At 63.4% G+C, this 24,638-nt stretch carries 23 protein-coding genes and 1 tRNA gene; 12 read left to right on the plus strand and 12 right to left on the minus strand.

Features of this window, described 5'->3' with window-relative positions; translation table 11 throughout:
• Window positions 1-23: 23 nt before the first annotated feature.
• Both cobS and PU724_RS15650 read right to left on the minus strand, forming a co-directional pair.
• Entirely contained in the window at window positions 24-1,010 is a 987-nt protein-coding gene (gene cobS / locus PU724_RS15645) for a cobaltochelatase subunit CobS (RefSeq protein WP_354420051.1), read from the minus strand.
• Between the two features lie 123 nt (window positions 1,011-1,133).
• Window positions 1,134-1,754: a J domain-containing protein gene (locus tag PU724_RS15650; protein ID WP_127285333.1), complete on the minus strand. Its 621-nt coding sequence runs from the start codon at window positions 1,752-1,754 to the stop codon at window positions 1,134-1,136.
• 135 nt (window positions 1,755-1,889) lie between these two features.
• Between PU724_RS15650 and PU724_RS15655 the strand changes: the two genes are divergently transcribed.
• Window positions 1,890-2,192: a BolA family protein gene (locus PU724_RS15655; protein ID WP_354420052.1), complete on the plus strand. Its 303-nt coding sequence runs from the start codon at window positions 1,890-1,892 to the stop codon at window positions 2,190-2,192.
• Between the two features lie 3 nt (window positions 2,193-2,195).
• Here PU724_RS15655 and PU724_RS15660 read toward each other — a convergent pair whose 3' ends face one another.
• Window positions 2,196-3,008 (minus strand): alpha/beta hydrolase, encoded by an 813-nt coding sequence (locus tag PU724_RS15660; protein ID WP_354420053.1) that lies wholly within the window; start codon window positions 3,006-3,008, stop codon window positions 2,196-2,198.
• A 375-nt stretch (window positions 3,009-3,383) separates the two neighbouring features.
• On the opposite strand from PU724_RS15660, the gene PU724_RS15665 reads away from it, so the two are divergent.
• From PU724_RS15665 to PU724_RS15675, 3 genes are read left to right on the plus strand one after another with little or no spacing between them, the layout of a single operon-like run.
• The gene (locus PU724_RS15665; RefSeq protein WP_127285330.1) at window positions 3,384-5,333 is read left to right on the plus strand and encodes a PrkA family serine protein kinase; all 1,950 of its coding nucleotides are present in this window, start codon (window positions 3,384-3,386) and stop codon (window positions 5,331-5,333) included.
• 17 nt (window positions 5,334-5,350) lie between these two features.
• On the plus strand, window positions 5,351-6,664 hold the full coding sequence (locus tag PU724_RS15670) for a YeaH/YhbH family protein (RefSeq protein ID WP_292103227.1): 1,314 nt from the start codon (window positions 5,351-5,353) through the stop codon (window positions 6,662-6,664).
• 11 nt (window positions 6,665-6,675) lie between these two features.
• The gene (locus PU724_RS15675; protein ID WP_292103228.1) at window positions 6,676-8,226 is read left to right on the plus strand and encodes a SpoVR family protein; all 1,551 of its coding nucleotides are present in this window, start codon (window positions 6,676-6,678) and stop codon (window positions 8,224-8,226) included.
• Window positions 8,227-8,264: 38 nt separating this feature from the next.
• On the opposite strand, the gene PU724_RS15680 is transcribed toward PU724_RS15675, so the two are convergent.
• Genes PU724_RS15680 through PU724_RS15690 form a run of 3 tightly spaced genes read right to left on the minus strand, consistent with a single transcriptional unit; the run spans window position 8,265 to window position 10,884 of the window.
• Complete coding sequence (locus PU724_RS15680) at window positions 8,265-9,158, minus strand: HlyC/CorC family transporter (RefSeq protein ID WP_354420054.1); 894 nt, start codon at window positions 9,156-9,158, stop codon at window positions 8,265-8,267.
• A complete protein-coding gene (gene aroB / locus PU724_RS15685) occupies window positions 9,155-10,276 on the minus strand; it encodes a 3-dehydroquinate synthase (protein ID WP_354420055.1) in 1,122 nt (373 codons plus the stop codon). The genes PU724_RS15680 and aroB overlap by 4 nt, the downstream gene beginning before the upstream one ends.
• Window positions 10,273-10,884, minus strand: a complete 612-nt coding sequence (locus PU724_RS15690) for a shikimate kinase (protein ID WP_127310078.1) — start codon at window positions 10,882-10,884, stop codon at window positions 10,273-10,275. The genes aroB and PU724_RS15690 overlap by 4 nt, the downstream gene beginning before the upstream one ends.
• Window positions 10,885-11,082: 198 nt before the next feature.
• Here PU724_RS15690 and PU724_RS15695 point away from each other — a divergent pair, with 198 nt between their 5' ends.
• The 6 genes from PU724_RS15695 to PU724_RS15720 all read left to right on the plus strand — a co-directional run bounded on the left by PU724_RS15695 (window position 11,083) and on the right by PU724_RS15720 (window position 15,422).
• Entirely contained in the window at window positions 11,083-11,235 is a 153-nt protein-coding gene (locus PU724_RS15695) for a histidine kinase (protein WP_292103234.1), read from the plus strand.
• 10 nt (window positions 11,236-11,245) lie between these two features.
• Complete coding sequence (locus PU724_RS15700; RefSeq protein ID WP_354420056.1) at window positions 11,246-12,157, plus strand: site-specific tyrosine recombinase XerD; 912 nt, start codon at window positions 11,246-11,248, stop codon at window positions 12,155-12,157.
• A gap of 100 nt (window positions 12,158-12,257) precedes the next feature.
• A complete protein-coding gene (locus PU724_RS15705) occupies window positions 12,258-13,208 on the plus strand; it encodes an acetyl-CoA carboxylase carboxyltransferase subunit alpha (protein WP_127286898.1) in 951 nt (316 codons plus the stop codon).
• A gap of 235 nt (window positions 13,209-13,443) precedes the next feature.
• Window positions 13,444-13,572, plus strand: a complete 129-nt coding sequence (locus tag PU724_RS15710; RefSeq protein WP_281015756.1) for a hypothetical protein — start codon at window positions 13,444-13,446, stop codon at window positions 13,570-13,572.
• Between the two features lie 255 nt (window positions 13,573-13,827).
• Window positions 13,828-15,117: a L,D-transpeptidase family protein gene (locus tag PU724_RS15715; RefSeq protein WP_354420057.1), complete on the plus strand. Its 1,290-nt coding sequence runs from the start codon at window positions 13,828-13,830 to the stop codon at window positions 15,115-15,117.
• Between the two features lie 53 nt (window positions 15,118-15,170).
• On the plus strand, window positions 15,171-15,422 hold the full coding sequence (locus PU724_RS15720; RefSeq protein WP_127420772.1) for a sulfurtransferase TusA family protein: 252 nt from the start codon (window positions 15,171-15,173) through the stop codon (window positions 15,420-15,422).
• Between the two features lie 18 nt (window positions 15,423-15,440).
• On the opposite strand, the gene PU724_RS15725 is transcribed toward PU724_RS15720, so the two are convergent.
• Together PU724_RS15725 and PU724_RS15730 are read right to left on the minus strand one after the other, a co-directional pair.
• Window positions 15,441-16,565 (minus strand): CobW family GTP-binding protein, encoded by a 1,125-nt coding sequence (locus PU724_RS15725; protein ID WP_128272172.1) that lies wholly within the window; start codon window positions 16,563-16,565, stop codon window positions 15,441-15,443.
• A gap of 4 nt (window positions 16,566-16,569) precedes the next feature.
• The gene (locus tag PU724_RS15730; protein WP_127311736.1) at window positions 16,570-17,742 is read right to left on the minus strand and encodes a D-alanyl-D-alanine carboxypeptidase family protein; all 1,173 of its coding nucleotides are present in this window, start codon (window positions 17,740-17,742) and stop codon (window positions 16,570-16,572) included.
• Between the two features lie 218 nt (window positions 17,743-17,960).
• On the opposite strand from PU724_RS15730, the gene PU724_RS15735 reads away from it, so the two are divergent.
• On the plus strand, window positions 17,961-19,124 hold the full coding sequence (locus PU724_RS15735; protein WP_292168323.1) for a M20 aminoacylase family protein: 1,164 nt from the start codon (window positions 17,961-17,963) through the stop codon (window positions 19,122-19,124).
• 167 nt (window positions 19,125-19,291) lie between these two features.
• Window positions 19,292-19,368: transfer RNA gene (locus PU724_RS15740), tRNA-Arg, on the plus strand.
• A 39-nt stretch (window positions 19,369-19,407) separates the two neighbouring features.
• On the opposite strand, the gene PU724_RS15745 is transcribed toward PU724_RS15740, so the two are convergent.
• From PU724_RS15745 to PU724_RS15760, 4 genes are all read right to left on the minus strand, one after another.
• The gene (locus PU724_RS15745) at window positions 19,408-20,211 is read right to left on the minus strand and encodes a TerC family protein (protein WP_354420058.1); all 804 of its coding nucleotides are present in this window, start codon (window positions 20,209-20,211) and stop codon (window positions 19,408-19,410) included.
• A gap of 168 nt (window positions 20,212-20,379) precedes the next feature.
• The gene (locus PU724_RS15750; RefSeq protein ID WP_354420059.1) at window positions 20,380-21,945 is read right to left on the minus strand and encodes a BCCT family transporter; all 1,566 of its coding nucleotides are present in this window, start codon (window positions 21,943-21,945) and stop codon (window positions 20,380-20,382) included.
• A 402-nt stretch (window positions 21,946-22,347) separates the two neighbouring features.
• Window positions 22,348-23,343: a GlxA family transcriptional regulator gene (locus tag PU724_RS15755; RefSeq protein ID WP_354420162.1), complete on the minus strand. Its 996-nt coding sequence runs from the start codon at window positions 23,341-23,343 to the stop codon at window positions 22,348-22,350.
• 247 nt (window positions 23,344-23,590) lie between these two features.
• The gene (locus PU724_RS15760; protein WP_354420060.1) at window positions 23,591-24,628 is read right to left on the minus strand and encodes an ATP-grasp fold amidoligase family protein; all 1,038 of its coding nucleotides are present in this window, start codon (window positions 24,626-24,628) and stop codon (window positions 23,591-23,593) included.
• Window positions 24,629-24,638: the final 10 nt, after the last annotated feature.

Raw genomic sequence — 24,638 nt, forward strand, 5'->3', positions numbered from 1 at the left:
TACGACCTTCCGGAACCATGCTCTTACCCCAGCACCACGTTGGCGGCGGATTCGGGCAAATCTTCGCCGAAGGCGCGCTGGTAGAATTCGGCGACCACCGAACGCTCCAGCTCGTCGCACTTGTTGAGGAAGGTCAGCCGGAACGCCATGCCGATGTCGCCGAAGATTTCGGCGTTCTCGGCCCAGGTGATCACCGTGCGCGGGCTCATCACCGTCGACAGGTCGCCATTGATGAAGGCCGAGCGCGTCATGTCGGCGACCCGCACCATCTTGTTGACGATGTCCTTGCCTTTGCTGTCGCGGTAGTGCTTGGCCTTGGCCAGAACGATGTTCACCTCGTTATCGTGCGGCAGATAGTTCAGCGTGGTGACGATCGACCAGCGGTCCATCTGCGCCTGGTTGATCTGCTGGGTGCCGTGATAGAGGCCGGTGGTGTCGCCAAGGCCGACCGTGTTGGCGGTCGAGAACAGCCGGAACGCCGGGTGCGGGCGAATGACACGGCTCTGGTCGAGCAGCGTCAGGCGGCCCGAGGATTCCAGCACGCGCTGGATGACGAACATCACGTCCGGGCGGCCGGCGTCATACTCGTCGAAGCACAGCGCGACATTGTGCTGGTAGGCCCAGGGCAGGATGCCGTCGCGGAATTCGGTGACCTGCAGCCCGTCCTTGACCACGATGGCGTCCTTGCCGACCAGGTCGATACGGCTGACATGGCTGTCGAGGTTGACGCGCACGCAGGGCCAGTTGAGGCGGGCGGCGACCTGCTCGATATGGGTCGACTTGCCGGTGCCGTGATAGCCCGACACCATGACGCGGCGATTGTAGGCGAAGCCGGCGAGGATCGCCATCGTCGTGTTCTTGTCGAACAGATAGTCGGGATCGACGTCCGGCACATGCTCGGAAGACACCGAATAGGCCGGCACCACCATCTTGGAATCGAAGCCGAATTTTTCCTTCACCGACACTGTCGTATCGGGCAGGTTGGCGATGTCGCGGTCGACCTTGTTCATCTCTATCCACGTCTCCACAGGCGAAATGGCTGATTTCGCCGGCAATCGATTTTGTTCGGGGGCGGTCTTAGAGCCTTTTCCAACCTTATGAAAGTTGGAAAGCGACACGAACCGTGGGGTCGCTCAGCACAAACCCGCCTGCTTGAGCACGCGATAGGCCTGCAGCACATCGCGGAACCGGTCTTCCGAACCTCTGTCGCCGCCATTCGCATCCGGATGGTGACGCTTGACCAGTTCCTTATAGCGCGCCTTGATATCCTTGCCAGTCGCCTTTGTATCAAGACCAAGCGTTTCCAGCGCCTTGGCCTCAAGCGGCTTGGCCTTGCGTTCGCGCGGGCTCTTCGGGTCGTTGAACAGGTTGAAGGGGTCGCGCATGCGGTTGTAGTAGCCGGCGCGGCCGGAGCGCTGCTGGGCGAAGTCCGGCGCCGAACGCGTCGAACCGCCATTGATGCCCATCTTCCATGTCGGCCGGTGGCCGGTCAGCGCTTCCTTCTGGAAGCGGGCGATTTCGGTGTCCGGCACGCCCGAGAAGTAGTTGAAGCCCTTGTTGTATTCGCGCACATGGTCGAAGCAGAAGCGGAAATACTCGCCCTCCTTCAGCCGTCCGACCGGCGCGCGATGGGTGCCGGCCTCCTTGCAGCCGTCCCACTGGCAGATCGGCGCGCGCGACTTCAGCTCCGCATCCTTCTCCGGCCGGATGCGGATTTTTTCGAAATATTTGGGATACGGCTTCATCTCACCCATTTATGGGCTGTTCGCACGTGCGAAACAAGAATTGACATTTCGGCGATGATCGCCCTAACCGCTGAATCGCGGCTTAAAAGCGGTCGAAAATGCGGATTTTGCGGCTCTGCCGTCATGTGGTGAAGGGAAGGTCCAATGTCCATACAGTCGACGATGGAAGACAAGCTGAAGGCGGCATTCTCGCCGGAGCGGCTGGTCATCATCAATGAAAGCCACCTTCACGCCGGCCACCATCACCAGGGCTCCGATCATCATGGCGCTTTTGACGGCACCGGCGAGACGCATTTCCGCGTCCGCATCGTTTCGCCTTCCTTTGCCGGCATGAGCCGCATCGAGCGCCACCGCGCCGTCAACGCCTTGCTGGCCGATGAGCTGAACGCCGGCGTCCATGCGCTGGCGATCGAGCCGGCGGCGCCCGGCGAACAGACGCGCTGGTAAGTCTCAGGCGACCGTCTCCTTTAGGAAGGCCAACACCGCGCCGGTCAGGGCGTCGCCCTCCTCGCCGAACCGGCGGTTGATCGCCATGTGCGAATAGGCGCTGCCGTCGAACAGCGCGACCTTGGTGCCGGCCGCCCGCAGCCGGTCCGTGAAGGCATGGGCGACGACCGCGCGGATCGGTGCGTCCGAATAGGCGACAAAGACAGGCGGATGCTTGCCGCTCCCGATATAGGTGGCGGGCGACAGCGCGCGCCATTGCGCCGGATCGGAGAAGGCCTGCGCGTAGATCGGCCGCAGCCTGCCGCCCTGCGCCTTGGCCAGTGCCTCGATGTCATAGGCTTCGGTGTCGTCGAGCACCAGCGCGGCGACGCCGGGCAATCCGCCGCGCAGGCCGGTCAGCGCGGCAAGGTGGCAGCCGGCGGAATGCCCCATCACCGCGATGCGGTCGGGGTCGCCGCCACGCCGGGCGATGTTGGCGCGCACATAGGCATAGGCCTTCTCGACGTCGCCCGCCTGGGTGGCGACGTCGGCGCCAGGCAGCATGCGATAATCGATCGAGACGAACAGGAAGCCGTTGTCGAGCAGGAAGCCGGGCTTGGCGTTGACATTGTTGCGGTTGCCGAGCCGCCAGGCACCGCCATGGATGAAGAGCACGACAGGACGGTCCCTGAAGCCGTCGCGCGTGTAGATGTCGAGCCTGGCCGGCCCGTAGTCGACGGTTTGCGGCTTGGGCTGGCGCGGACGCCATGCGGCGGAGGCACGCGCTGGCAGCAGCGCGGCAAGCGATGCCATGATGAGGCTGCGTCGATCGATCATCACCATCTCCCACCGCTTTGCGACGGCAGAGTGCACATGCGCGTCCCAGGCGTCCAGTTACGGATCGGTAATGGGCTGAGCTTGGAGCGCGGCCGATCTGGACAGCATTTACCCGACATCCGGGCATTCGGCACGCCTCCGAATTCCGGCTTGCGATCCGCGAATGCAAAACCAATCGAGGTTAGCCCTTGAAGCGCGCCGGGCAATCACCACGTTATTCTCTAGGCAGGCATTTCGGCAACATCGGATGCCTTCCGGAGGTCAACGCCAGATTGCACGTTTCTTCTTCAATTGAAGGGAACCAACAACGCTTTCCGGCAGTTGAATATGTGATGAGCCGACTGGCAGCCAGAGCGGCTCCGAGGGCACATAATCATGCGCGAGAACCAATCCGACGTCTTCGACCTGTTCTCGGAGATCTATACCCATGCGGCACAGGAAGAGATCAGCCTCCAGCAATTCCTCCTTGCCTGCCGCGAAGACAAATCGATGTACGCCACGGCGCCCGAAAGGATGGTCGCGGCGATTGGTCAGCCAAATCTGATCGACACCAGCAAGGACGAGCGGCTCGGCCGCATCTTCTCCAACCGGACCGTCAAGGTGTACCCGTCCTTCGCCGACTTCTATGGCATGGAGGATACGATCGAGCGTATCGCCGGCTATTTCCGCTATGCCTCGCAGGGGCTCGAGGAGCGCAAGCAGATCCTTTATCTGCTCGGCCCTGTCGGCGGCGGCAAGTCTTCACTGGCCGAACGGCTGAAGAAGCTCATGGAGCAGCGGCCGATCTACACGCTGAAGGTCGGCAACCAGATCAGCCCGGTTTTCGAATCGCCGCTCGGCCTATTCAACCCCGACCACATGGGCGACCTGCTTGAGGACAAATACGGCATAGCCCGCCGCCGCCTGAACGGGCTGATCTCACCATGGGCCGCCAAGCGCCTCGACGAACTGGCTGGAGACATCTCCAAATTCAGCGTCGTCAAGCTGATGCCGTCGCGGCTGCGCCAGATCTGCATCGCCAAGACCGAGCCCGGCGACGAGAACAACCAGGATGTCTCGGCCCTGGTCGGCAAGGTCGACATCCGCCAGCTGGAGAATTTCAGCCAATCCGACCCGGACGCCTATTCCTACAGCGGCGGGCTCAATCGCACGACACAGGGCCTGCTCGAGTTCGTCGAGATGTTCAAGGCGCCGATCAAGGTCCTGCATCCGCTGCTGACCGCCACGCAGGAAGGCAGCTACAACGGCACCGAGAATTTCGGCGCCTTCCCCTACCAGGGCATCGTCGTGGCGCATTCCAACGAATCGGAATGGCAGCAGTTCAAGAACAACAAGAACAACGAGGCCTTTCTCGATCGCATCCTGGTGGTCAAGGTTCCGTATTGCCTGCGCGTCACCGAAGAGCGGCAGATCTACGAGAAGCTGCTGCGCGAAAGCGAATTGGCGGCCAGTCCCTGCGCCCCCGAAGTTCTCGACATCCTCAGCCGCTTCACCGTCGCGACGCGCCTTGCCGAGCACGACAATTCACCCCGCTACACCAAGATGCGCGCCTATGACGGCGAGAGCCTGAAGGAGGTCGACCCGAAGGCGAAGTCGGTACAGGAATACCGCGATGCCGCCGGCGTCGACGAGGGCATGACCGGCGTCAGCACGCGTTTTGCCTTCAAGATCCTGTCGCAGACCTTCAACTACGACACTAAGGAAGTGGCCGCCGATCCCGTGCACCTGATGTACATTCTGGAGGAGGCGATCAAGCGCGAGCAGTTTCCGAAGCAGACGGAGGCAGCCTATCTGGAGTTCACCAAGTCGGAACTCGCCGCGCGCTATGCCGAATTCATCGGCCACGAGATCCAGAAGGCCTACCTCGAATCCTACAGCGAATACGGCCAGAACCTGTTCGACCGCTACATCGCCTATGCCGATGCCTGGATCGAGGACCAGGACTACAAGGATCCCGACACCGGCCAGATCCTCAACCGCGAGGTGCTGGACAACGAACTGTCACAGATCGAAAAACCGGCAGGCATCGCCAATCCCAAGGACTTCCGCAACGAAGTGGTCAAGTTCACCTTGCGGGCCAGGGCGCGCAATCACGGCCGCAACCCGTCCTGGACAAGCTATGAAAAGCTGCGCGAGGTCATCGAAAAGCGCATGTTCGGCCAGGTCGAGGATCTTCTGCCGGTGATCAGCTTCGGCTCCAAGCAGGACAGCGTGACCGAAAAGCGGCACAATGAATTCGTGCAGCGCATGGTCGAGCGCGGCTACACCCAGCGTCAGGTGCGCCGGCTCGTCGACTGGTACATGCGGGTGAACAAGGCGGGTTGAGAACGCCTGGGGGTTCCATGCCGATCTTCATCGACCGACGCCTGAATCCCAAGGACAAGAGCTTGGGTAACCGCCAGCGCTTCCTCAAGCGCGCGCGGGACGAACTGAAGCGCAGCATACGCGACCGCATCCGCACCGGCCGGATCGCCGAAGCGGACAAGGAATATGCCGTGCCGATGCCGGAAAAAGGCACTGGTGAGCCGAGCTTCAACGATGCCAGGAACAGCGGGCGGCGCCAGCACATCCTGCCGGGCAACAAGAGTTTCTCTCCCGGAGACCTGATCCCCAAACCCGGCCAGGGCGGCGGCGCCGGGTCGTCGTCTCCGGGCGACACGGTCTCTGAAGACGATTTCCGTTTCGTGCTGTCGCGCGAGGAGGTACTCGATCTGTTTTTCGAGGATCTCGAACTGCCCGACATGGTCAAGCTCAACCTCAAGGAAATCCTCGCCTTCAAGTCGCAGCGCGCCGGCTTCGCGACAACCGGTTCGCCGACCAACATCAACGTCGCGCGTACGATGCGCAACAGTCATGGCCGCCGCATAGCGTTGAGGCGCCCGAAGCAGGCGGACGTGGATGCCATCGCCGGGCAGATCGCCGCGCTGGACTCTCAGCCGGCCAGCGCAGCGACGCGTCTGCGTGTCGCGGATTTGCGCAAGGAGTTCGAACGGCTGGAGCGCCGCCGCAAACGCATCGCCTATGTCGATCCGATCGACATCCGCTTCAATCGCTTCGATCCCCGGCCGCTGCCGAATGCCAGTGCCGTGATGTTCTGCCTGATGGATGTGTCCGGATCGATGGGTGAGCGCGAGAAGGATCTGGCCAAACGCTTCTTCGTGCTTCTGCATCTGTTCTTGAAACGGCGCTACGAGCGCACCGAGGTGGTCTTCATCCGCCACACCCACGAGGCCCAGGAGGTGGACGAGGAAACCTTCTTCCATTGCACGCAAAGCGGCGGCACCGTCGTTTCCACGGCGCTCGACGAAATGCGCCGCGTCATCGAAGAACGCTACCCCGCCAACGAGTGGAACATCTACGCCGCCCAGGCTTCGGACGGTGACAATTTCGCCACCGATTCGGAACGCTGCATAGCTTTGCTCGACGGCGCGCTCATGCGTCTTTGCCAGTATTTCGCCTATGTCGAGATCATCGACGAACGCGAGAGCCATATTTTCGGAGCCACCGAAAACGGGACGTCGCTGTGGCGCGCCTACAGCGTCGTCGCGCAGAAATGGCCGAACTTCCAGATGACCCGCATCGCCACTCCGGCCGACATCTACCCGGTCTTCCGCCAGCTCTTCGCAAGGCAGCCGGCTGCCCGCAAGAGCGCTTGAGAGGGGTGCAAATGGCCAGGCAGGCAAGCAAACCAGCTTTGCTGTTTTCCGGATCCGATTGGGATTTCAAGACGCTGTCGCGGGCCTATGACGCGATCGAGGCGATCGCGCTGGAGGAACTCCACCTCGATATCTATCCGGTTCAGATGGAGATCATCTCGTCCCAGCAGATGCTCGACGCCTATTCGTCGATAGGCATGCCGCTGATGTATCGCCATTGGTCGTTCGGCAAGCATTTCCTTCATCATGACCTTCTCTACCGCAAGGGCGGTCGCGGCCTGGCCTATGAGCTGGTCATCAACTCCAATCCCTGCATCGTCTACCTGATGGAGGAGAACACCATGGCGTTGCAGGCCCTGGTTACGGCGCACGCGGCACTTGGGCACAATCATTTCTTCAAGAATAATCATCTGTTTCGGCAGTGGACCGACGCCGGGGCCATCCTGAGCTATCTCGATTTCGCCAAGGGCTACATCGCCCGCTGCGAGGAGCGGCACGGCCTCGCGGCGGTCGAGGCGGTCCTCGATTCGGCGCATGCGTTGATGGAACAGGGCGTGTTCCGCTACCGCCGGCCGCCCAAGCTGTCGTCGGAGCGGCAGCGCGAAGGCCTGCGCGAGCGCCTCGAATACGAGGAGCGCTCCTACAACGATTTGTGGCGCACGCTGCCGGCCTCGCAGGAGGCCGGGAAGACCGGCGAGAAAGACGAAAGCCTGGCCGAACGGAAGAAGTCGCTCAATCTGCCCGAGGAGAACCTGCTCTATTTCCTCGAGAAGAACAGCCTTGTGCTGGAACCATGGCAGCGCGAAATCGTCCGCATCGTCCGCGTCATCGCGCAATATTTCTACCCGCAGCGGCAAACCCAGGTGATGAACGAGGGTTGCGCCACTTTCGTGCACCACACGCTGATGAACCTGTTGTTCGATCGCGGGCTGATCGGCGAGGGCGCCATGCTCGAAATCCTGCGCAACCATTCCAATGTGGTCTTCCAGCCCGGTTTCGACGATCCCCGATTTTCCGGCATAAATCCCTACGCGCTCGGTCTCGACATGATGCAGGACATACGGCGCATCTCGACCGAGCCGACGGCGGAGGACCGCGACTGGTTTCCCGACATTGCGGGCCGCGGCGACTGGCGCGAGACGCTGCTCGAGGCATGGGCCGACCATCGCGACGAGTCCTTCATCCACCAGTACCTCAGCCCAACCCTGATCCGGAAATGGCGGCTCTTCGCGCTTGCCGATCGAGCCGACGAACCGCATCTGGAGGTCGCGTCGATCCACAACGAGCGCGGCTATGAGAAGATACGCAGCGCCCTGGCCCACAGCTACGACGTGGGGGCGAACAGGCCCGACATCCAGATTGTCGATGTCGACCTGCGCGGCGACAGGCAACTGCGGCTGCAGCACAAGGTGAAGGCGGGCATCCTCCTGGAGGAAGGCAGCCGCGACGCGACTTTGCGCCATATCCGCAGCCTCTGGGGCTACGAGGTCAGTCTTGCGGCGGTCGACGCCGAAACAGGCGCGACGCTGCACGAGCGCTCGACCAGGGAGATCGTGGAATAGCGCCGGAGGCAAGCCGCGTCGCTCGCCCGTGTGTTTGATTATGCGTCCCCCGCCGGCTTTATCCGCAGTCTGGCGATGCGGTTCTTGTCGCGCTTCATGACCACGAAGCGCTTGCCGTGGAAAGTGAAGGCCTGCTTTTCATCGGGGATCGACTGCGTCTCGTGGATGACGAGGCCGGCAATCGTGGTGGCCTCCTCGTCCGGCAGGTTCCAGTCGAGCGCCCGGTTGAGATCGCGGATCGCCACCGTGCCGTCGACCACGACCGAGCCGTCGGCCTCCTGCTTGACGCCCTGGATGTCGACGTCGTGCTCGTCGGCGATCTCGCCGACAATCTCCTCGATGATGTCCTCCAGCGTCACCAGCCCTTCCACTTCGCCATATTCGTCGACGACGATGGCGAAATGCGCCTTGCGGCGCAGGAAGGCGTTGAGCTGGTCCTGCAAGGTGGTGGTGTCCGGCACGAACCAGGGCTTCGACGCGATCTTCATCACGTCGATCCTGGAAAAGTCGTTCCCGACCTCGTTCAGCGCCCTCAGCAGGTCCTTGGCGTGCAGCACGCCGACGATGTTGTCGAGCGAGCCCTTCCACAACGGCATGCGGGTATGCGGGCTGTTCAGGATCTCGCGCACCACCGCTTCCGACGCATTGTCGGCATTGACCGAGCGCATGTTGGTGCGGTGGACCATGACGTCGGACACTTCGAGTTCCTCGAGGTCGAACAGTCCCTCCAGGCGATTGCGCTCCTCGCGCGCACCCTGGCCGTCGCGGCGGAAATCGTCGGCCGGCTCGCGCGATTGGTCAGCAGCGGAACCTTGCGGATCGACTGGCCGCAATTCGTAGCCGAAGGCAGCGAGCAGGCGGGCACGAAACAGCAGCGCCAGCAGTACCAGACCGGCAAGGATGGCCGCGACGATCCAGCCGGGCTCGTTCATCCCGGGTGGTTTTCCGCAAGGAAGCCAAGCACTTCCGACGCCGGCACGTCCCTGGCGATGAAGGCCTGGCCGACACCGCGCGTCAGGATGAAGGTCAGCGCGCCGCGCGACACCTTCTTGTCCTGGGCGATGTACGAGAGCAGCGCCTCGGCGTCGGGCAGTTCGCCCGGTATGTCGGCCATCCGCCATGGCAAGCCGACGGCGCGAAGATGCGCCTCGACGCGCCCCGCATCGTCCGGGCTCGCCAGGTTAAGCCGCGCCGAGAAGCGATGCGCCAGCGCCATGCCGATGGCGACCCCCTCGCCGTGGACGAGCCGGGCGCCGTCATAGTGCGTCGCAGCTTCCAGCGCGTGGCCGAACGTATGGCCAAGATTGAGCAGTGCGCGGTCGCCGGTCTCGAATTCGTCGCGGGCGACGACATCGGCCTTTGCGCGGCAGGCCTCGGCGATCGCCTCAGCCCGCGCCGGACCGCCGGCGAACACGTCCTGCCAGTTCGCCTCCAGCCAGGCGAAGAAGGCGGGGCGGTCGATCAGCCCGTACTTGGCCAGTTCGGCGTAGCCGGCGCGGAATTCGCGGATCGGCAACGTGTCGAGCACGCCGGTGTCGGCCAGCACCAGCTTCGGCTGATGGAAGACGCCGACAAGATTCTTGCCGCGCGGACTGTTGATGCCGGTCTTGCCGCCGACCGAGGAATCGACCTGCGCGAGCAGCGAGGTCGGGATCTGCACGAAATTCATGCCGCGCCGCACGATACCGGCGGCAAAGCCGGCAAGGTCGCCGATGACGCCGCCGCCGAGCGCGATGACGATATCGCCGCGCTCGAGCTTGGCGGCGAGCACGCCGTCGACCACCTCTTCGAGATGGGCAAAACTCTTGGTCTTCTCGCCCGCCGGCAAGGTGATAACGGCCGGCTGGATGCCACTGGCCTCGAGACCGGCCTTCAGCGTGCCGAGCTGCGCGGCGGCGACGTTCTCATCCGTGACGACGGCCGCTCGCCTGCCCGGCAAGCGGCGCGAGATCTCCTGGCCGGCGCCGGACAGCAGGCCGGGGCCGATCAATATGTCGTAGGCGCGCTCGCCGAGCCCGACTTCGACAGTGACAGGCGTGATGGCGCTCATGGCCGCGCCTCGTCGCCGGCCGCGACCATGGCGACGCCGAAATGTCCGCAGAGCGCGGCGACGACCTCGGCGGCGATGACCTCCTTGCGGTCGTCGCGGGTCGGCACGGTGACGTCCGATGTGGCGTAGACCGGATAGCGCTCGCCCATCAGCCTTTCCAGCACAGCGCGCGGATCGGGGCTTTTGAGCAACGGCCGGTTCTGCTTCTTGGACACGCGCTCCATCAACAGGTCGAGCTCGGCCTTCAGCCAGACCGACACGCCATGGCCGGCGATCGCCTCGCGCGTTTGCGCGTTCATGAAGGCGCCGCCGCCGGTCGACAGCACCTGCGGGCCGTTTTCCAGGAGACGCAGGATGACCCGCTGCTCCAGCGCGCGGAATTCCGTCTCGCCATAACGCTCGAACAGTTCGGGCACGGTCATGCGCGACACGCTTTCGATCTCCTGGTCGCTGTCGATGAAGGGCAGCGAAAGCATCGCCGCCACTTTGCGGCCGATCGCCGTCTTGCCGGCGCCCATCAGGCCAACGAAGACGATGGAGCGGGTGCCCAGCCGCTCGAGCAGCTCGGTATGGCCTTCAGCGGGTGGATTTGCTTGTAGCGCGTTCATACGGGCCCCTTTGCCGGCGTTATCGACATCAAAAGCCTGATTGCGTCAAGCATGGCGCGCAGCTCCCGCAAAAGTGTCATACGGTTTTCCGAACAGAACCCGCGCCAGGACAACAGGCTTCTACCTTGAATTGGACGGATTGGCGTCCCATAAGGGCACAGGGTTTGGAAATGCAGAACAAGAGACGGGCGCATATTGATGCCGACACTGTTTCGCTTTGTCGTGACGCTGACGATTCTGGCCGGCATTGCCTATGGAACGATGTTCGCGCTGGCCATGTTCGTCGAACCGAAAAGGGCCGAAATGAGCGTGCGCATTCCGCCGGAAAAGCTGAACCCCAAGAAGAATTGATGCCCGGGACATGAACAGCGCGGCGCGCATCGAGGCCTTTCTGGAGATGATGAGCGCCGAGCGCGGCGCGGCCGAAAACACGCTGTCCTCCTATCGCCGCGACCTGGAAGACGCTTCGATGGCGATCAGCGGCGGGCTTGCCGCCGCCGCGGCCGCCGACATCCGCTCCTATCTCGACGATATCGCCGCGCGCGGCTTCGCCGCCACCTCGCAGGCGCGCAAACTGTCGGCGATCCGCCAGTTCTTCAAGTTCCTCTACGCCGAGGGCCTGCGCGGCGACGACCCGACCGGCACGCTGGACAGCCCGAGGAAGGGGCGTCCGCTGCCGAAGACGATGAGCGAGGCCGAAACCGGCCGGCTGATCGACCGCGCCGCCACGGAAGCGGGCGAAGCCGACGGCGGCGATCGCCTGGCGCGGCTGCGCCTGCATGCGCTGGTCGAGGTGCTCTACGCCACCGGCCTGCGCGTTTCCGAGCTGGTCGGCCTGCCGGTGACGGTGGCGCTGCGCGACGACCGCTTCTTCATGGTGCGCGGCAAGGGCAACAAGGAACGCATGGTGCCGCTCTCGGCCAAGGCGCGCGCCGCGATGCGCGCCTGGCTTGCCGCCAGGGCAGAGCGGCCGGCGCTCGCAAACAGCCCCTTCCTGTTTCCGGCCGCCTCCGACACCGGCCACCTGTCCCGCCAGGTCTTCGCCCGCGACCTGAAAGGCCTCGCCGCAAGGGCCGGCATCGCCACGGCCAAGATCTCGCCGCATGTGCTGCGCCACGCCTTCGCCAGCCACCTGCTGCAGAACGGCGCCGATCTCAGGGCCGTGCAGCAGTTGCTCGGCCACGCCGACATCTCGACCACGCAGATCTACACCCATGTGCTGGAGGAGCGGCTGGTGCGGCTGGTCAATGATCATCATCCGCTTGCCGACTAGGCCTCATGTCGCTATGTGAGGACGACGTTCCACCGCCCGGAGCCCCGGTTTTCGAGGGTTTCGCCAGCCACTGCCTTCCGAACTGTCGGTCCGCTCAAGAATGTACAACTACCTCGATTTCGAAAAGCCGGTGCAGGATCTCGAAGGCAAGATCCTCGAGCTGAAGAAGCTTGCCGAGAACGGCGAGGCCGTCGATGTCGGCGATGAGATCAGCCGGCTGGAGAAGCGTTCGCGCGACGCGCTGCGCGAGGCCTACAAGTCGCTGACGCCCTGGCAGAAGGTGCAGGTGGCGCGCCATCCTGACAGGCCGCATTGCGTCGACTACATCAAGGCCCTGCTCAGCGATTTCACGCCGCTCGCCGGCGACCGCAATTTCGGCGAGGACCAGGCGATCGTCGGCGGCTTCGCCCGCTTCCGCGGCGAGCCGGTGGCGGTTATCGGCCAGGAGAAGGGCTCGGACACGGCGAGCCGGCTGAAGCACAATTTCGGCTCGGTGCGGCCGGAAGGCTATCGCAAGGCTGTGCGGCTTATGGAGCTTGCCGACCGCTTCAAGATCCCGCTTCTGACGCTGGTCGACACCGCCGGCGCCTATCCCGGCGTCGGCGCCGAGGAACGCGGCCAGGCCGAGGCGATTGCCCGCTCGACTTCGGCATGCTTGGCGCTCAAGGTGCCGTCGATCTCGGTCGTCATCGGCGAAGGCGGCTCCGGCGGCGCCATCGCCATCGCCACCGCCAACCGCGTCTACATGCTGGAGCATGCCATCTATTCGGTGATCTCGCCGGAGGGCGCGGCCTCGATCCTGTGGCGCGACACCACCCGCTCCAAGGATGCGGCGACCAACATGAAGATCACCGCCCAGGATCTTTACGAAATGAAGATCATCGACGCCATCGTTCCCGAGCCGCTCGGCGGCGCTCATCGCGCCCCCGAAACGGTGATCGCCGCCACCGGCGACCTCATCGCCAAGACGATGAAGGATTTTGCCGGCGCCAACACCGATTTCCGCGAGCAGCGTCGCGAGAAATACCTGGCCATGGGCCGCAGCCTCTAGTGCCCGGAAATGTGGGCGGTTCCGGGAGGGCTTAAGGCGCGTCGCCTGACACCGTTTCAGCCCGGCGCGCTTTATATCCGGGGCAATTCCAGCAAACTTCTGGAACGGTTTTCCGTCCGGAAGGTGCCACCACATCGGTGGTCCAGGGCAACGATCCGGTGGTTCGGAGCGGGGCCGCCATGGACACTTTGCTTTAACGGCTGCTAATTAAGCTTCTCGTTTCGGGGGATTTGAAATGAAGAAATACGAGAAACCCACGCTGATCAAAGTCGCCCGCCTGCAAGCAGTGACGGCTCAACAAGCGACTTCCCAGCCGCCAGTGGAAAACGGCAACAGCAATGGCAGCGGCACCGACATCAACTAGTCCCCGTCAAATCCGTCTCTATCAAAACGTTTGATCGCCTTGGAATAGCTTCGGCCGCTACGCGGCAATGTGGTGTACGGGCACGATTCTGCCACAAAAATGCCGCCGCGTTCGGCTCAATGAAATTGCCGCGAGGGGTCGTTCGAGGCTTGCGGTAAGGATTTTTCAAGGTTAACGGGCTTACGGTCCGCTAATGTTCAGCGTGCGGGCCTGGCGGTTGAACCCGTGGCCCGAGGGAAAGACTAAGCCGTACCCATGTTTGCCAAGCTTGCCCGCACCGGAGTCCTGATCGCCGCCATCGGCGTCGCCGGCTGCAACGATTCCTCAATGAAGGACTTCGCGCCGGAGGCCAACAAGCCGCTGCCGGACAAGATCCTGGCCGACATGAAGGCCAAGGGCATGGTCCGCACCTCGTCGGTGATGGCCCGTATCTTCAAGGAAGAGGGCAAGCTGGAGATCTGGAAGGCCAAGACCAATGGCCGCTACGAGATGGTGGCCAACTACGACATCTGCAAATGGTCGGGCAAGCTCGGGCCGAAATACACCGAGGGCGACCGCCAGGCGCCGGAAGGTTTTTATACGGTTCGCCCTTCGCAGATGAACCCGCGCTCGAACTACCATCTGTCCTTCAACATCGGCTATCCCAACGCCTACGACCGCGCCAATGGCCGCACCGGCTCCAACCTGATGGTGCATGGCGCCTGCTCGTCGTCGGGCTGCTATTCGATGACCGATGCCCAGATCGAGCAGATCTACGCCTTCGGCCGCGATGCCTTCCAGGGCGGGCAGACCGAGTTCCAGATCCAGGCCTTTCCGTTCCGCATGACCGCCGCCAACATGGCGCGCTACCGCAACGACCCGAATTACGATTTCTGGAAGATGCTGAAGGTCGGCTACGACAATTTCGAAATCACCAAGGTGCCGCCGAAGGTCGACGTCTGCGAAAAGCGCTACGTCTTCAATCAAGTGGCGCCGGAGGGCACGACCTTCGAGCCCACCGGGCCCTGCCCCGCCACGACGCAGCCGGATTCGCTGAAGAGCGCCTATAGCGCCTATCAGAGCACCTATGACTCGGCCTTCAACGGCGCCGTCAAGTCGAGCGCGCCGGCGCCCAAGCCGACGATTGCCGGCATCAAGGAAGCCAGTATCGTTTCCGACTGGTCGAAGCGCCGCGCCCGCGGCGAGCGCGTGCCGATCGACCCGCCGTCGATGAATGGCGACGGCTCGGTGACCGAGACCGCGCGCATGGGCCGTATCGATTCGCCGCTCGGCCGCAAGATGGCCGCGCTCGACGCCGAGAAGGAAGCCAAGCGCAAGGCCGAGGAACAGCGGCTTGCAGCCATACAGGCAGCCAAGGCCGCCAAGGAAGCTGCCAAGGCCCAGGCATTGGCCGAGGCGGAAGCCACCAAGCAGGCTGCCCAGCAGCCGGTCACCACCGCGGGCGTCGAAGCGACCGAGCCGGCAGCCGAAACGCAGGCCGCGAGCGCCGACGACGGCACGGTGACGAAGCTGAAGAAGAAGCTGCTCGGCATGTTCGGCGGCTGAGGTTTTGGCTGATGCATGTCGCCCAAAAGTGTGGGGCGGTTTGGGACAACGACATGCATGAAAAAACAGAAAGCAGGCGCCCTGCCGTCTACGATCTCAAGGGGCTGAACTGTCCCCTCCCCGTGCTCAAGGCGAAGAAGCGTCTGGCCGCGATGCGGCCGGGCAGCCTGCTCTGGCTGGAAACCACCGATCCGCTTGCCGTCATCGACATTCCGGCCTTCTGCTCGGACGCAGGCCATCAGCTCGTCGAAACGGCCGCGGTGTCCGGCGGCCATCGCTTCCTGGTCGAGCGCGGCGCCGCCTGAGTTTGCGGTCCTGGCCCCTTACCGTCGCCCGGCTATGGCCAGCGGATTGTCCTCCAGCGCCGCGCGGTCGGGCGTGTCGATCGACGGCCTGTTGGTGAAGGCGGCGAACAGTCGGCGCACATAGTCCTCCGGCATGTCGAGCGTGATCAGCACCAGCCTGGTGCCGCGATTGCCCTCCGGCCAGGCCGGCAGCCTTGCCGGCGGATGCAGGATCTTCTGCACGCCATGGATGACCAGCGGCCGCGACGGATCCTCCAGCAATTCGATGACGCCTTTCATACGCAGCAGCTTCTCGCCATGCGTCGAGCGCAGCAGATCGAGGAACATCTCGATCGCCGAGAACGGCACCGGACCGTCATGGACCAGCGAATGCGAGCGCACCCGCGAATCGTGGCGATGCTGGTGATCGTGATGATGATCGTCGCCATGATGGTGGTGGCGGCCATCATGATCATGGTGATGATGACCAGCCTCTTCGCCCAGCCAGCGCTGCACGTCGGCCGATTTGGTTTCGGGGTTGTAGAGCCCGCAGTCGAACAGCGCCGCAGCGCCGGTTCCGCTGTCATCGGCATCGAGCAGAACGGCGCCGGGATTGAGCTGACGCAGGCGCGCTCGCAACGCCGCGACATCGCCGGCATCGGTGACGAGGTCCGTCTTGGTGAGCACGATGCGGTCGGCGACCGCCGCCTGTTTCACCGCCTCGACATGAGCGTCGAGGGTCGCATTGCCGTTGACCGCATCGACCAGAGTGATCACGCCGTCGAGCCGGAAAGCCTGCACCAGCGCCGGATGCGCCATGATCGACTGCAGCACCGGCGCCGGATCGGCAAGCCCGGTGGTTTCGACCACGACGCGCGCCAGCCTGGCGATGCGGCCGGTCTGCAGCCGGTCGACGAGGTCGGCCAGCGTATCGACCAGTTCGCCGCGCACCGTGCAGCACAGGCAGCCGTCGGAAAGCTGGATGATGCCGTCTGAGGCCTGCTCGACCAGCAGATGGTCGATCGCCACCTCGCCGAACTCGTTGATGATGACCGCCGTGTCGGTAAGTTGCGGGTCCTTCAGCAGCCGGTTGAGCAGCGTCGTCTTGCCGGCGCCGAGGAAGCCGGTGAGCACCGAGACCGGGATGGGAAAGCTGCCGCCCATCGGGCTAGTTCGCGGCCTTGACCGGCTGGTCGCCCTGCACGGCAACCGCGGCCGTCCCGCTTGCGGCCGGCTCGGCGCCGGTAGGCGCCGGAATGTCGGGCCGCCAGCTCGGCAGCGGCACATCGGCATATTCCTGGCCCGACTGGTCGAGCATCGCCTTCGGCGTCGGCCCGGTTGCGCCGCCGAGGCCGACGGCGACCAGGGTCGGGTGAGCGAGCTTCACCTGGTAGGGCGACTTCGGCGCATCCTTGGCGGCGACGGCGGGGGCGGCCTCCGACTGCTCCGCCTTCGGCTTCTTCTTGCAGATCTCGTCATGCAGATCGTTGGGCGACAGCGTATCGCCATAGGACGGCAAGGCGGCAAGCGTAGCCGAGCCGGTCGCCGGCGTGTCAAAACCCTGGTCGAGCAGCTTCGCAACGGTCTCGGCGCGGCTGACAGCCGATTTCTCGCCGAGCACCACGGCGACCAGCGTGCGCCCGTTGCGCGTCGCCGAGCCGATCATGTTGAAGCCCGAGGAACAGACGAAGCCTGTCTTCATGCCGTCGGCGCCCGGATAGCGGCCGATCAAGAGGTTGTAGTTCGGGATCGCCTTCTTGCCGACCGCCAGCCCCTCGATCGAGAACCAGGGCGCGTATTGCGGAAACTCGCTGCGGATCGCCGTCACCAGCAGCGCGAGATCGCGCGCGGTGGTGTACTGGTCCGGCGAAAACAGCCCGTTCGGATTGACGAAATGGGTTCCCGTCATGCCGAGGCGCGCCGCCTCCGCGTTCATGCGGTCGGCGAAGGCCGCCTGCGATCCGCCGATATTCTCGCCGACGGCCATGGCGATGTCGTTGGCCGATTTGACCAGCATCATCTTCAGCGCATTGTCGAGCCGCATCACCGAGCCCGGCTTGAAGCCCATCTTGCTGGGCGGCTCGCCGGCCGAATGTTTCGTCACCTTGATCGGCGAATCGAGCTGAACCTCGCCGGCGGCGATCGCCCGGAACGTCACATAGGCCGTCATCAGCTTGCTCAGCGACGCCGGATACCAGCGCTTGAAGGCGTCCTGGTGCTCGAGGATCTTGCCGCTCTGCAGGTCGAAAAGGATCACCGGGTTGGCGCGCGCGACGCCCGCCAGCATCGGCAAAGCCAGCGCGCCGGCCAGCAATAGTTTGAGGAAATGCCCGTGCCGCATCATGGAATCCGAAATCGCCTCTTGCCGTAGTCGCCCCTGGCTCCGTAAGATTTCGTTACGCGATCGCCAGCATGGTGCGGCCCGGCCCTCGATTCCCCAGGCTGCATTGTTGCGGTGCTATTTACCCTATGTGACGTCAACATGGCAAAGCGCCTGGCAATCACAATTACAATGCAGCAGGCTGGAACTGGCTGCTTCAACGATGAAATGGGACAATCATGCCGATTTTGAACCGCGCCGCCGAGATGCAAGACGAGGTCGCCGGCTGGCGCCGCCATCTGCACCAGACGCCGGAACTGAATTTCGACGTTTTCCAGACCGCCGCCTTCGTCACCGGAAAGCTGAAGGAGTTCGGTTGCGACGAGGTGGTGACAGGCCTCGGCAAGACCGGCGTCGTCGGCATCATCCGCGGTCGCAACGGCGACGGCACGACGATCGGGCTGCGCGCCGACATGGACGCGCTGCCGATCAACGAGATCACCGGCAAGCCCTATGCCTCGACCGTTCCCGGCAAGATGCATGCCTGCGGCCATGACGGCCATACGGCGATGCTCCTGGGGGCCGCCAAATATCTCTCCGAAACCCGCAATTTCACCGGTTCTGTCGCGGTCATCTTCCAGCCGGCCGAGGAGGGCGGCGGCGGCGGCAACGAAATGGTCAAGGACGGCATGATGGAACGCTTCGGCATCTCAAAAGTGTTCGGCATGCACAACATGCCGGGCCTGCCGGTCGGCCAGTTCGCCATCAGGCCTGGCCCGATCATGGCGGCGACCGCCGAATTCACCATCACCGTCAAGGGCCGGGGCGGCCATGCGGCGATGCCGCACGGCACCATCGATCCGATCGTCATCACCAGCCAGCTTGTCGGCGCGATGCAGACGATCGCCTCGCGCAGCACCGACCCGGTCGAGTCGGTGGTTGTGTCGGTGACGAAATTCCATGCCGGCGACGCCTACAACGTCATCCCCGAAAGCGCCGAGATCGCAGGCACGGTGCGCTCGTTGAAGAAGGAAGTGGCCAAGAAGGCCGAGGAGCGCATCCGCGCTCTTTGCGACGGGTTGGCCGCCGCCTTTGGCGCCACCATCACCTTCGACTATGAGCCCAACTATCCGGTCACCTTCAACCATCCCGAAGAGACGGTCTTTGCCGCCGACGTCGCCGCCGACATCGCCGGCAATTCCCAGGTTCACCGCGCCATCCAGCCGGTGATGGGCGGCGAGGATTTCTCCTACATGCTGGAAGCGAGGCCGGGCGCCTTCATCTTCATCGGCAACGGCGACACGGCCGGCCTGCACCACCCGGCCTACGACTTCAACGATGAGGTCATCCCGCACGGCATGAGCTATTGGGTGAAGCTGGCGGAGACGGCGCTGGCCGCCTGAGGCTGGTTCCGGCAAGGAGCGAATCCTCGGGCACGGCAAAGCCGTTGCCCGGGGGCATGGCGCAGGGACCGAAGCAAGAGTTGTGAGCCCTGCGCAACGGCGCGCTGATTTGCGTTCACTACGCCTCTTGGCGAACCGGTCCGAAGCGGCTATGTGTCGGGCCGCGTGGTCCCGTAGCTCAGTAGGATAGAGCGGCAGATTCCTAATCTGTAGGTCACAGGTTCGATTCCTGTCGGGATCACCATAATTTTCAGGCACTTGCCGAGAAATACGCCGCGTCGCGTCAGGCTTCCTGTTTGCGTGTTTGAGCGACCGGCGCGGATCGCGCGTATTCGTCGTTGGCCGCAACCGCAGCCTCCGGCCCATACTGATTGTGCAAATGAACCGGCCTGGCTTTTCGGCGGTGCAGCATGTTCACGCCTTCGACCGCCATCGAGAAAATCATCGCCGAATAGATGTAACCCTTGGGGACATGGACGCCAAAGGCGTCCGCGACCAACGTCATGCCGATCATGATGAGGAAGGCGAGTGCCAGCATCTTCACTGTGGGATGGGCATCGACGAATTTTCCAACCGGTCCGGCGGCAGCGATCAGGACGGCCATCGACGCGACAACAGCGACGGCCATGACCCAGATCTGGTTGGCCATGCCGACGGCGGTCACGATGGAGTCGATGGAAAACACGAGGTTGATCAGGGCGATCTGCGACACGACGGCTACGAAACCTGCGCGCACGGTAGCGCCGATGTGGCCCTCTTCTCCCTCGAGACTTGCATGTATCTCCTGGGTGGCCTTGTAGATGAGAAACAGACCGCCGCCTGCCAGGATGAGATCCTTCCCTGAAAAGCCGTGCCCGAAGGCCTCGAACAAAGGCTCGGTCAAACCGATGATCCAGCCGATGAACAGCAGCAGGACCAGTCGCGGAACCAGGGCCAGCGTCATTCCAAGAAACCGCGCCTTTGGCTGCAGCTCGGGAGCAAGTTTGCTGACCAGAACTGAGATCACGACCAGGTTGTCGACACTCAGGACGATTTCGAGCGCTGTAAGCGTCAGCAGGCTGAGCCAGATTTGCGGGTCGGTTATCATCTTCGCCCTTCCTTCGAGCACCCGGTTGGATTTGCTTTTGGCTTGATCTTGTCGCGCTGCCGGTGACGACGATGAGGAGCGCCGCCCGGCTGGCGCGGAACGGCAAACCGCACCTGAAGTTCGTTTTCAGATGCGGTTTGCCGGCCGCCTGGATGGCGGTGCTGCGGTCTACTCTGCCGCTGCGGCGACAGGCTGGGCGTCGGGCAACAGAGAGACGGGTTCACTCCGCCCCTCGAGGTCGTCCAGCAGCGCCATCCACAGCGAGATGCACAGCCCGACCATGACGACAAGGAAGGGTGCTGCCGCGATGATCGAAGCGGTCTGCAGGCCCTCCAGACCTCCCATCACCAGCAGCACACAGGCCGACGCTCCCGCAAGGACGCCCCACAGGACGACGACGATGCGCGCGGGCTCGAGCGTGCCGCGTGACGACAGCATGCCCATCACGATCGAGGCGGCATCGGCTCCCGAGATGAAGAAGATCGCCACAAGGAAGATCGCGACGAACGAGGTGATCGCTGTTCCCGGATATTGCTCGAGCAGGGCAAACAGCGAGATGGCGGCGCCCTTGGTGTTGACCGCCTCGACAAGTCCGCCGACCCCCATCAGTTCGGAGTGCAGCGCGGTGCCGCCCATGATGGTGAACCAGAGAAAGGTCACGCCGCTCGGGATGAGCAGAACGCCGATGACAAATTCGCGGATCGTCCGCCCCCTGGAAATGCGGGCAATGAAAACGCCGACGAAAGGCGCCCAGGAAACCCACCACGCCCAGTAGAAGATGGTCCAGCTGCTCAGCCATTTGCCGTCGCTGAAGGCGGCGGTGCGGAACGACATCGTGACGAGGTTGGTCAGGTATTCGCCGAGCGCTTCGGTGAAGGTGTTGAGGATAAAGACGGTCGGTCCGACGACGGCCAGGAAGAGCAGCAAGGCGGCGGCGACAACCATGTTCATGTTGCTCAGGAACTGGACGCCCTTGCCGACACCGGACACTGCCGAAAGGATGAACAGCACCGACAGCACGGCGATGATCGCAAGCGCAATGCCTGTCCCCTCGCCGGTTCCCCAGAGAAAATTCAGACCGCTGTTGATCTGCTGTGCGCCGAGGCCGAGCGATGTCGCCGTGCCGAACAGCGTGGCGATGAGGGCCAGAATATCGATCGTCTTGCCGATCGGCCCGTTGACGGCACTGCCGAGCAAGGGGGTGAATGCGCTCGATATCAGGATGGGCAGGCCCTTGCGGTAGGTGAAGTAGGCGATCGCCAGACCGACAATGGCGTAGATCGCCCAAGGGTGCAGCGCCCAATGAAAATAGGCATATTCCATCGCGATCAGCGCAGCTTCCTTGGACTGCGGGGCGGCCAGCCCGTGAGGTGGCGCGCCAAAATGGAAAACCGGCTCGGCAACCCCCCAGAACATCAGTCCGATGCCCATGCCGACGCTGAACATCATGCACACCCACGAAACTGTAGTGAACTCCGGCTGCTCGTCGTCGGCTCCAAGCCTGATCTTGCCGAAACGGCTGATCGCCAGGAACCCTGCAAAGACCAGCAACATAGCCGTCGATACGACAAAGCCCCATCCGAAACCATTGATGATGGCCGCGAGCGTGGCGTTCGTCACGGAGGCGAGGCTATCCGGGGCAGCGGCTCCCCATAAAATGAACGCGGCTGTTATGAGTAGGGCCGGCCAGAATACCGCCGTATCTATGCCCCGTAACCTGCTTGTAGTCGACATGCGTGACCTCCCAAATTAATTTCGAAACCAGTTCCTGAAAAACTCCCCTTGGACGTCAAAGACCCCGACCTCCTGCGAGACCAGGGTCGCGGACGGCGCACGCTGAAGCGTCCGCCGTTGGCGCCGTTTCGACGTGTCGGATTAGGCCCTCAGCCACCACACCCGTCAGGGTAGAAAGGGTGGGCAGGCAAGGATGGGAGGAATTTGGCGGGTCAGTGGGGAACCGGCAGCTCCCGGGTAGGGAAGAACCTACCCGGGCAAAGGCACGCCATGCCACGGCGCGTCAAACACCCTCTGCGAAACCCTTTGTCGAGCCAGCCGGATTGGTCGCTGCGCAAGCCCGTGGACGCACGCACGGCTGCCTGGCCGAACCTTTCGTCGGCGTGGCAAAACCGATGACGCTTATGAGGCGGCGGGGTATTTCCTCTCCAGCCGTTCCTGCTGCGGGGTTTGGGCGTAGAGTTCGCGGTAGCATTTGGAAAAATGCGACGCCGAAACGAAGCCGCAGGCGGTGGCCACCTCGACGATGGGCACGGATGACTGGATCAGCATATGCCGTGCGCGCTCAAGGCGTATCTCCAGATAGTAGCGGGCGGGGGAGCGCCCCATCTCATCGCGGAAGAGACGCTCGATCTGCCGTCGCGACAGCCCGACCTGCCTGGCAATATCGCTTATCGATATCGGTTCGGACGGATTGGCGTCCATCAGCTCGATGATGGTCAGCACTTTTGAATTCTGAATGCCGAGCCGCGCGCGCAAGGGAAGACGCTGGCCGTCGCTTGCGCCGCGCACGCGATCGGTCAGCACCTGCTCACAGACGCGACTGACCAGATCTTCGTCGAAATCATCGCCGATGAGCTTCAGCATCATGTCGAGCGCGGCCGTGCCGCCGGCGCATGTGTAGATGTCTTGATCGACCTCAAAGAGGTCGGCAAACACATGCGCATTCGGAAATGCCTCGGCGAAGCCCGGCAGGTTTTCCCAATGGATGGCGCAGCGTTTGCCGGAGAGCAGCCCGGCAGCCGCCAGCACATGGGCGCCGGTGCAGAGGCCGCCGATCGCAACGCCGCGATCATGTTCCTCACGCAACCAGGCAAAGACCGGCTTGTTCGAATAGCGCTCGATGTTGATGCCGGTGCAGACGATGACCATCGATGGCCTGTCGGGACCGGCCATCATGCGCCGCTCGTCCTGCAACGACGTGTTCACCGCGCACAACACGCCGCTCGACGCGGGCACGGGCTGCCCGTCGATACTGGCCAGCCGCCACTTATAGGCTTCGTAACCGAGCATCCGGTTGGCGATGCGGATCGGTTCCAGCGCCGTCGCAAAGGCGACCATGGTGAAATCCGGCACCATAAAGAAGACGAGCGAGCGCTTGATCGGATGTTGAGACATGTTCACTGAAACTAACGTCCGTGTCGCGAAATGGATATCGCGAATGCGCCATCGGCGACAGTCTTTGTAGCGCATGGCTACAGGCCATCTCCCGATTTCCACGGACACATCACGCCGCCAAAGTCGAGCCAAGAGGCTGATCCCTCAGCAGGGGCGGGCTCAGCTCATCTCGCCGGCGCAACCTCGCAATCTGGCGCGCCAGGGGTCGGCCCTGGACCCAGAGAACCTGCACACGTCGCCAATGCGTTCAAGCGTCGTGCGGATCCGGCACACCCAGTGGCGGGTGGATTTCGGCGACCGCAACAGGTTCCGGACTGCCGTTGGCCCGCAGGCATTTTGAGCGCAGCGCGTCGGCGTAGACTCTGGCAAGCCCGGAATGCCGCCGCCGCAGATAATCCGAGTGATCGAGCCGCCAGCGCCGCTCCATGTCCGCCATGATCGCAGGATTGCTCCAGGTCGCATAACCGCCGGCCGAATAGACGGTGATCTCGCCGGCGTAGAGCCGCTCGCGCGTGACCAGGAAATCGACGCGAACATAATCGAGATCGCCGGCGACACGCGGCGCGATCAGGGCCGCTTGCCTGATCAATTCGACAAGGCCGGCGCTGACGGGCAGCGCCTGATCCTCACGCGGATAATCGATGTCGCGCCCCGCCAGGGGGTTGCCGTCAGGATCGAACAGCCGCGACTTGAGCGCCTTCTTGTCTTCGGCCCGGACATGGCAGACGACGCCGCTGCAGACCTGGACCTTGATTTCGGTGGCGATCTCACCGCCGGCGAGCGGCAGCATCTCCTCGACGAATACCTCCGGGACGATCGGCCAGTAGGCCCACTCGCTGTTGCGGCGACCTTGGCGCTTGCCCAGCCATCGTCTCAGCTGACGCACGATGGAGGCGCGATCCGGCTGACCGCCCGAGACGAAGATGTTCATGTCGCAGCCATGGTTGGCTTTGACCACCGCCTCGCCCGCGAGCAGCGCCGACGGGATGTCGTCTGGGTCGCGGCCGCGCCACAACGTCTTCGGCACTTCCAGCTCCGGGCAGACGGCGCGGATATACTCCTTCACGGCGAGCTTGTCCGACAGCGTGACGAACAACGGATTGTGGTCGATCAGCCTTCGCCAGAGCATGCATTCATTGTAGCGCTCGGGCGCGGCGGGATTGGGCCAATAGCCCATCTTTCTTGCGAATCGCACCACGAGCAGGGGGTGACGTAGCGTGATCAGCAGCCGTGCCGCCGCCAGGACGAAGCGGTGCCGCGCCGGGAAGTCGGACGCCGACCTCATCGAACGGTTA

This window comes from Mesorhizobium abyssinicae, from assembly GCF_049887195.1.
GTDB classification, from domain to species: Bacteria; Pseudomonadota; Alphaproteobacteria; order Rhizobiales; family Rhizobiaceae; genus Mesorhizobium; species Mesorhizobium abyssinicae.

Bases quoted from the DNA above. Each gene is read 5' to 3' on its own strand.
- PU724_RS15715 (WP_354420057.1), top strand. From the start codon at position 13,828: ATGTTTGCCAAGCTTGCCCGCACCGGAGTCCTGATCGCCGCCATCGGC.
- PU724_RS15675 (WP_292103228.1), top strand. From the start codon at position 6,676: ATGGCCAGGCAGGCAAGCAAACCAGCTTTGCTGTTTTCCGGATCCGAT.
- cobS (WP_354420051.1), bottom strand. From the start codon at position 1,010: ATGAACAAGGTCGACCGCGACATCGCCAACCTGCCCGATACGACAGTG.
- PU724_RS15710 (WP_281015756.1), top strand. From the start codon at position 13,444: ATGAAGAAATACGAGAAACCCACGCTGATCAAAGTCGCCCGCCTGCAA.
- PU724_RS15680 (WP_354420054.1), bottom strand. From the start codon at position 9,158: ATGAACGAGCCCGGCTGGATCGTCGCGGCCATCCTTGCCGGTCTGGTA.
- PU724_RS15730 (WP_127311736.1), bottom strand. From the start codon at position 17,742: ATGCGGCACGGGCATTTCCTCAAACTATTGCTGGCCGGCGCGCTGGCT.
- PU724_RS15670 (WP_292103227.1), top strand. From the start codon at position 5,351: ATGCCGATCTTCATCGACCGACGCCTGAATCCCAAGGACAAGAGCTTG.
- PU724_RS15720 (WP_127420772.1), top strand. From the start codon at position 15,171: ATGCATGAAAAAACAGAAAGCAGGCGCCCTGCCGTCTACGATCTCAAG.
- PU724_RS15650 (WP_127285333.1), bottom strand. From the start codon at position 1,754: ATGGGTGAGATGAAGCCGTATCCCAAATATTTCGAAAAAATCCGCATC.
- aroB (WP_354420055.1), bottom strand. From the start codon at position 10,276: ATGAGCGCCATCACGCCTGTCACTGTCGAAGTCGGGCTCGGCGAGCGC.
- PU724_RS15695 (WP_292103234.1), top strand. From the start codon at position 11,083: ATGCCGACACTGTTTCGCTTTGTCGTGACGCTGACGATTCTGGCCGGC.
- PU724_RS15745 (WP_354420058.1), bottom strand. From the start codon at position 20,211: ATGATAACCGACCCGCAAATCTGGCTCAGCCTGCTGACGCTTACAGCG.
- PU724_RS15665 (WP_127285330.1), top strand. From the start codon at position 3,384: ATGCGCGAGAACCAATCCGACGTCTTCGACCTGTTCTCGGAGATCTAT.
- PU724_RS15760 (WP_354420060.1), bottom strand. From the start codon at position 24,628: ATGAGGTCGGCGTCCGACTTCCCGGCGCGGCACCGCTTCGTCCTGGCG.
- PU724_RS15735 (WP_292168323.1), top strand. From the start codon at position 17,961: ATGCCGATTTTGAACCGCGCCGCCGAGATGCAAGACGAGGTCGCCGGC.
- PU724_RS15750 (WP_354420059.1), bottom strand. From the start codon at position 21,945: ATGTCGACTACAAGCAGGTTACGGGGCATAGATACGGCGGTATTCTGG.
- PU724_RS15725 (WP_128272172.1), bottom strand. From the start codon at position 16,565: ATGGGCGGCAGCTTTCCCATCCCGGTCTCGGTGCTCACCGGCTTCCTC.
- PU724_RS15660 (WP_354420053.1), bottom strand. From the start codon at position 3,008: ATGATCGATCGACGCAGCCTCATCATGGCATCGCTTGCCGCGCTGCTG.
- PU724_RS15700 (WP_354420056.1), top strand. From the start codon at position 11,246: ATGAACAGCGCGGCGCGCATCGAGGCCTTTCTGGAGATGATGAGCGCC.
- PU724_RS15655 (WP_354420052.1), top strand. From the start codon at position 1,890: ATGTCCATACAGTCGACGATGGAAGACAAGCTGAAGGCGGCATTCTCG.
- PU724_RS15705 (WP_127286898.1), top strand. From the start codon at position 12,258: ATGTACAACTACCTCGATTTCGAAAAGCCGGTGCAGGATCTCGAAGGC.
- PU724_RS15690 (WP_127310078.1), bottom strand. From the start codon at position 10,884: ATGAACGCGCTACAAGCAAATCCACCCGCTGAAGGCCATACCGAGCTG.
- PU724_RS15755 (WP_354420162.1), bottom strand. From the start codon at position 23,343: ATGTCTCAACATCCGATCAAGCGCTCGCTCGTCTTCTTTATGGTGCCG.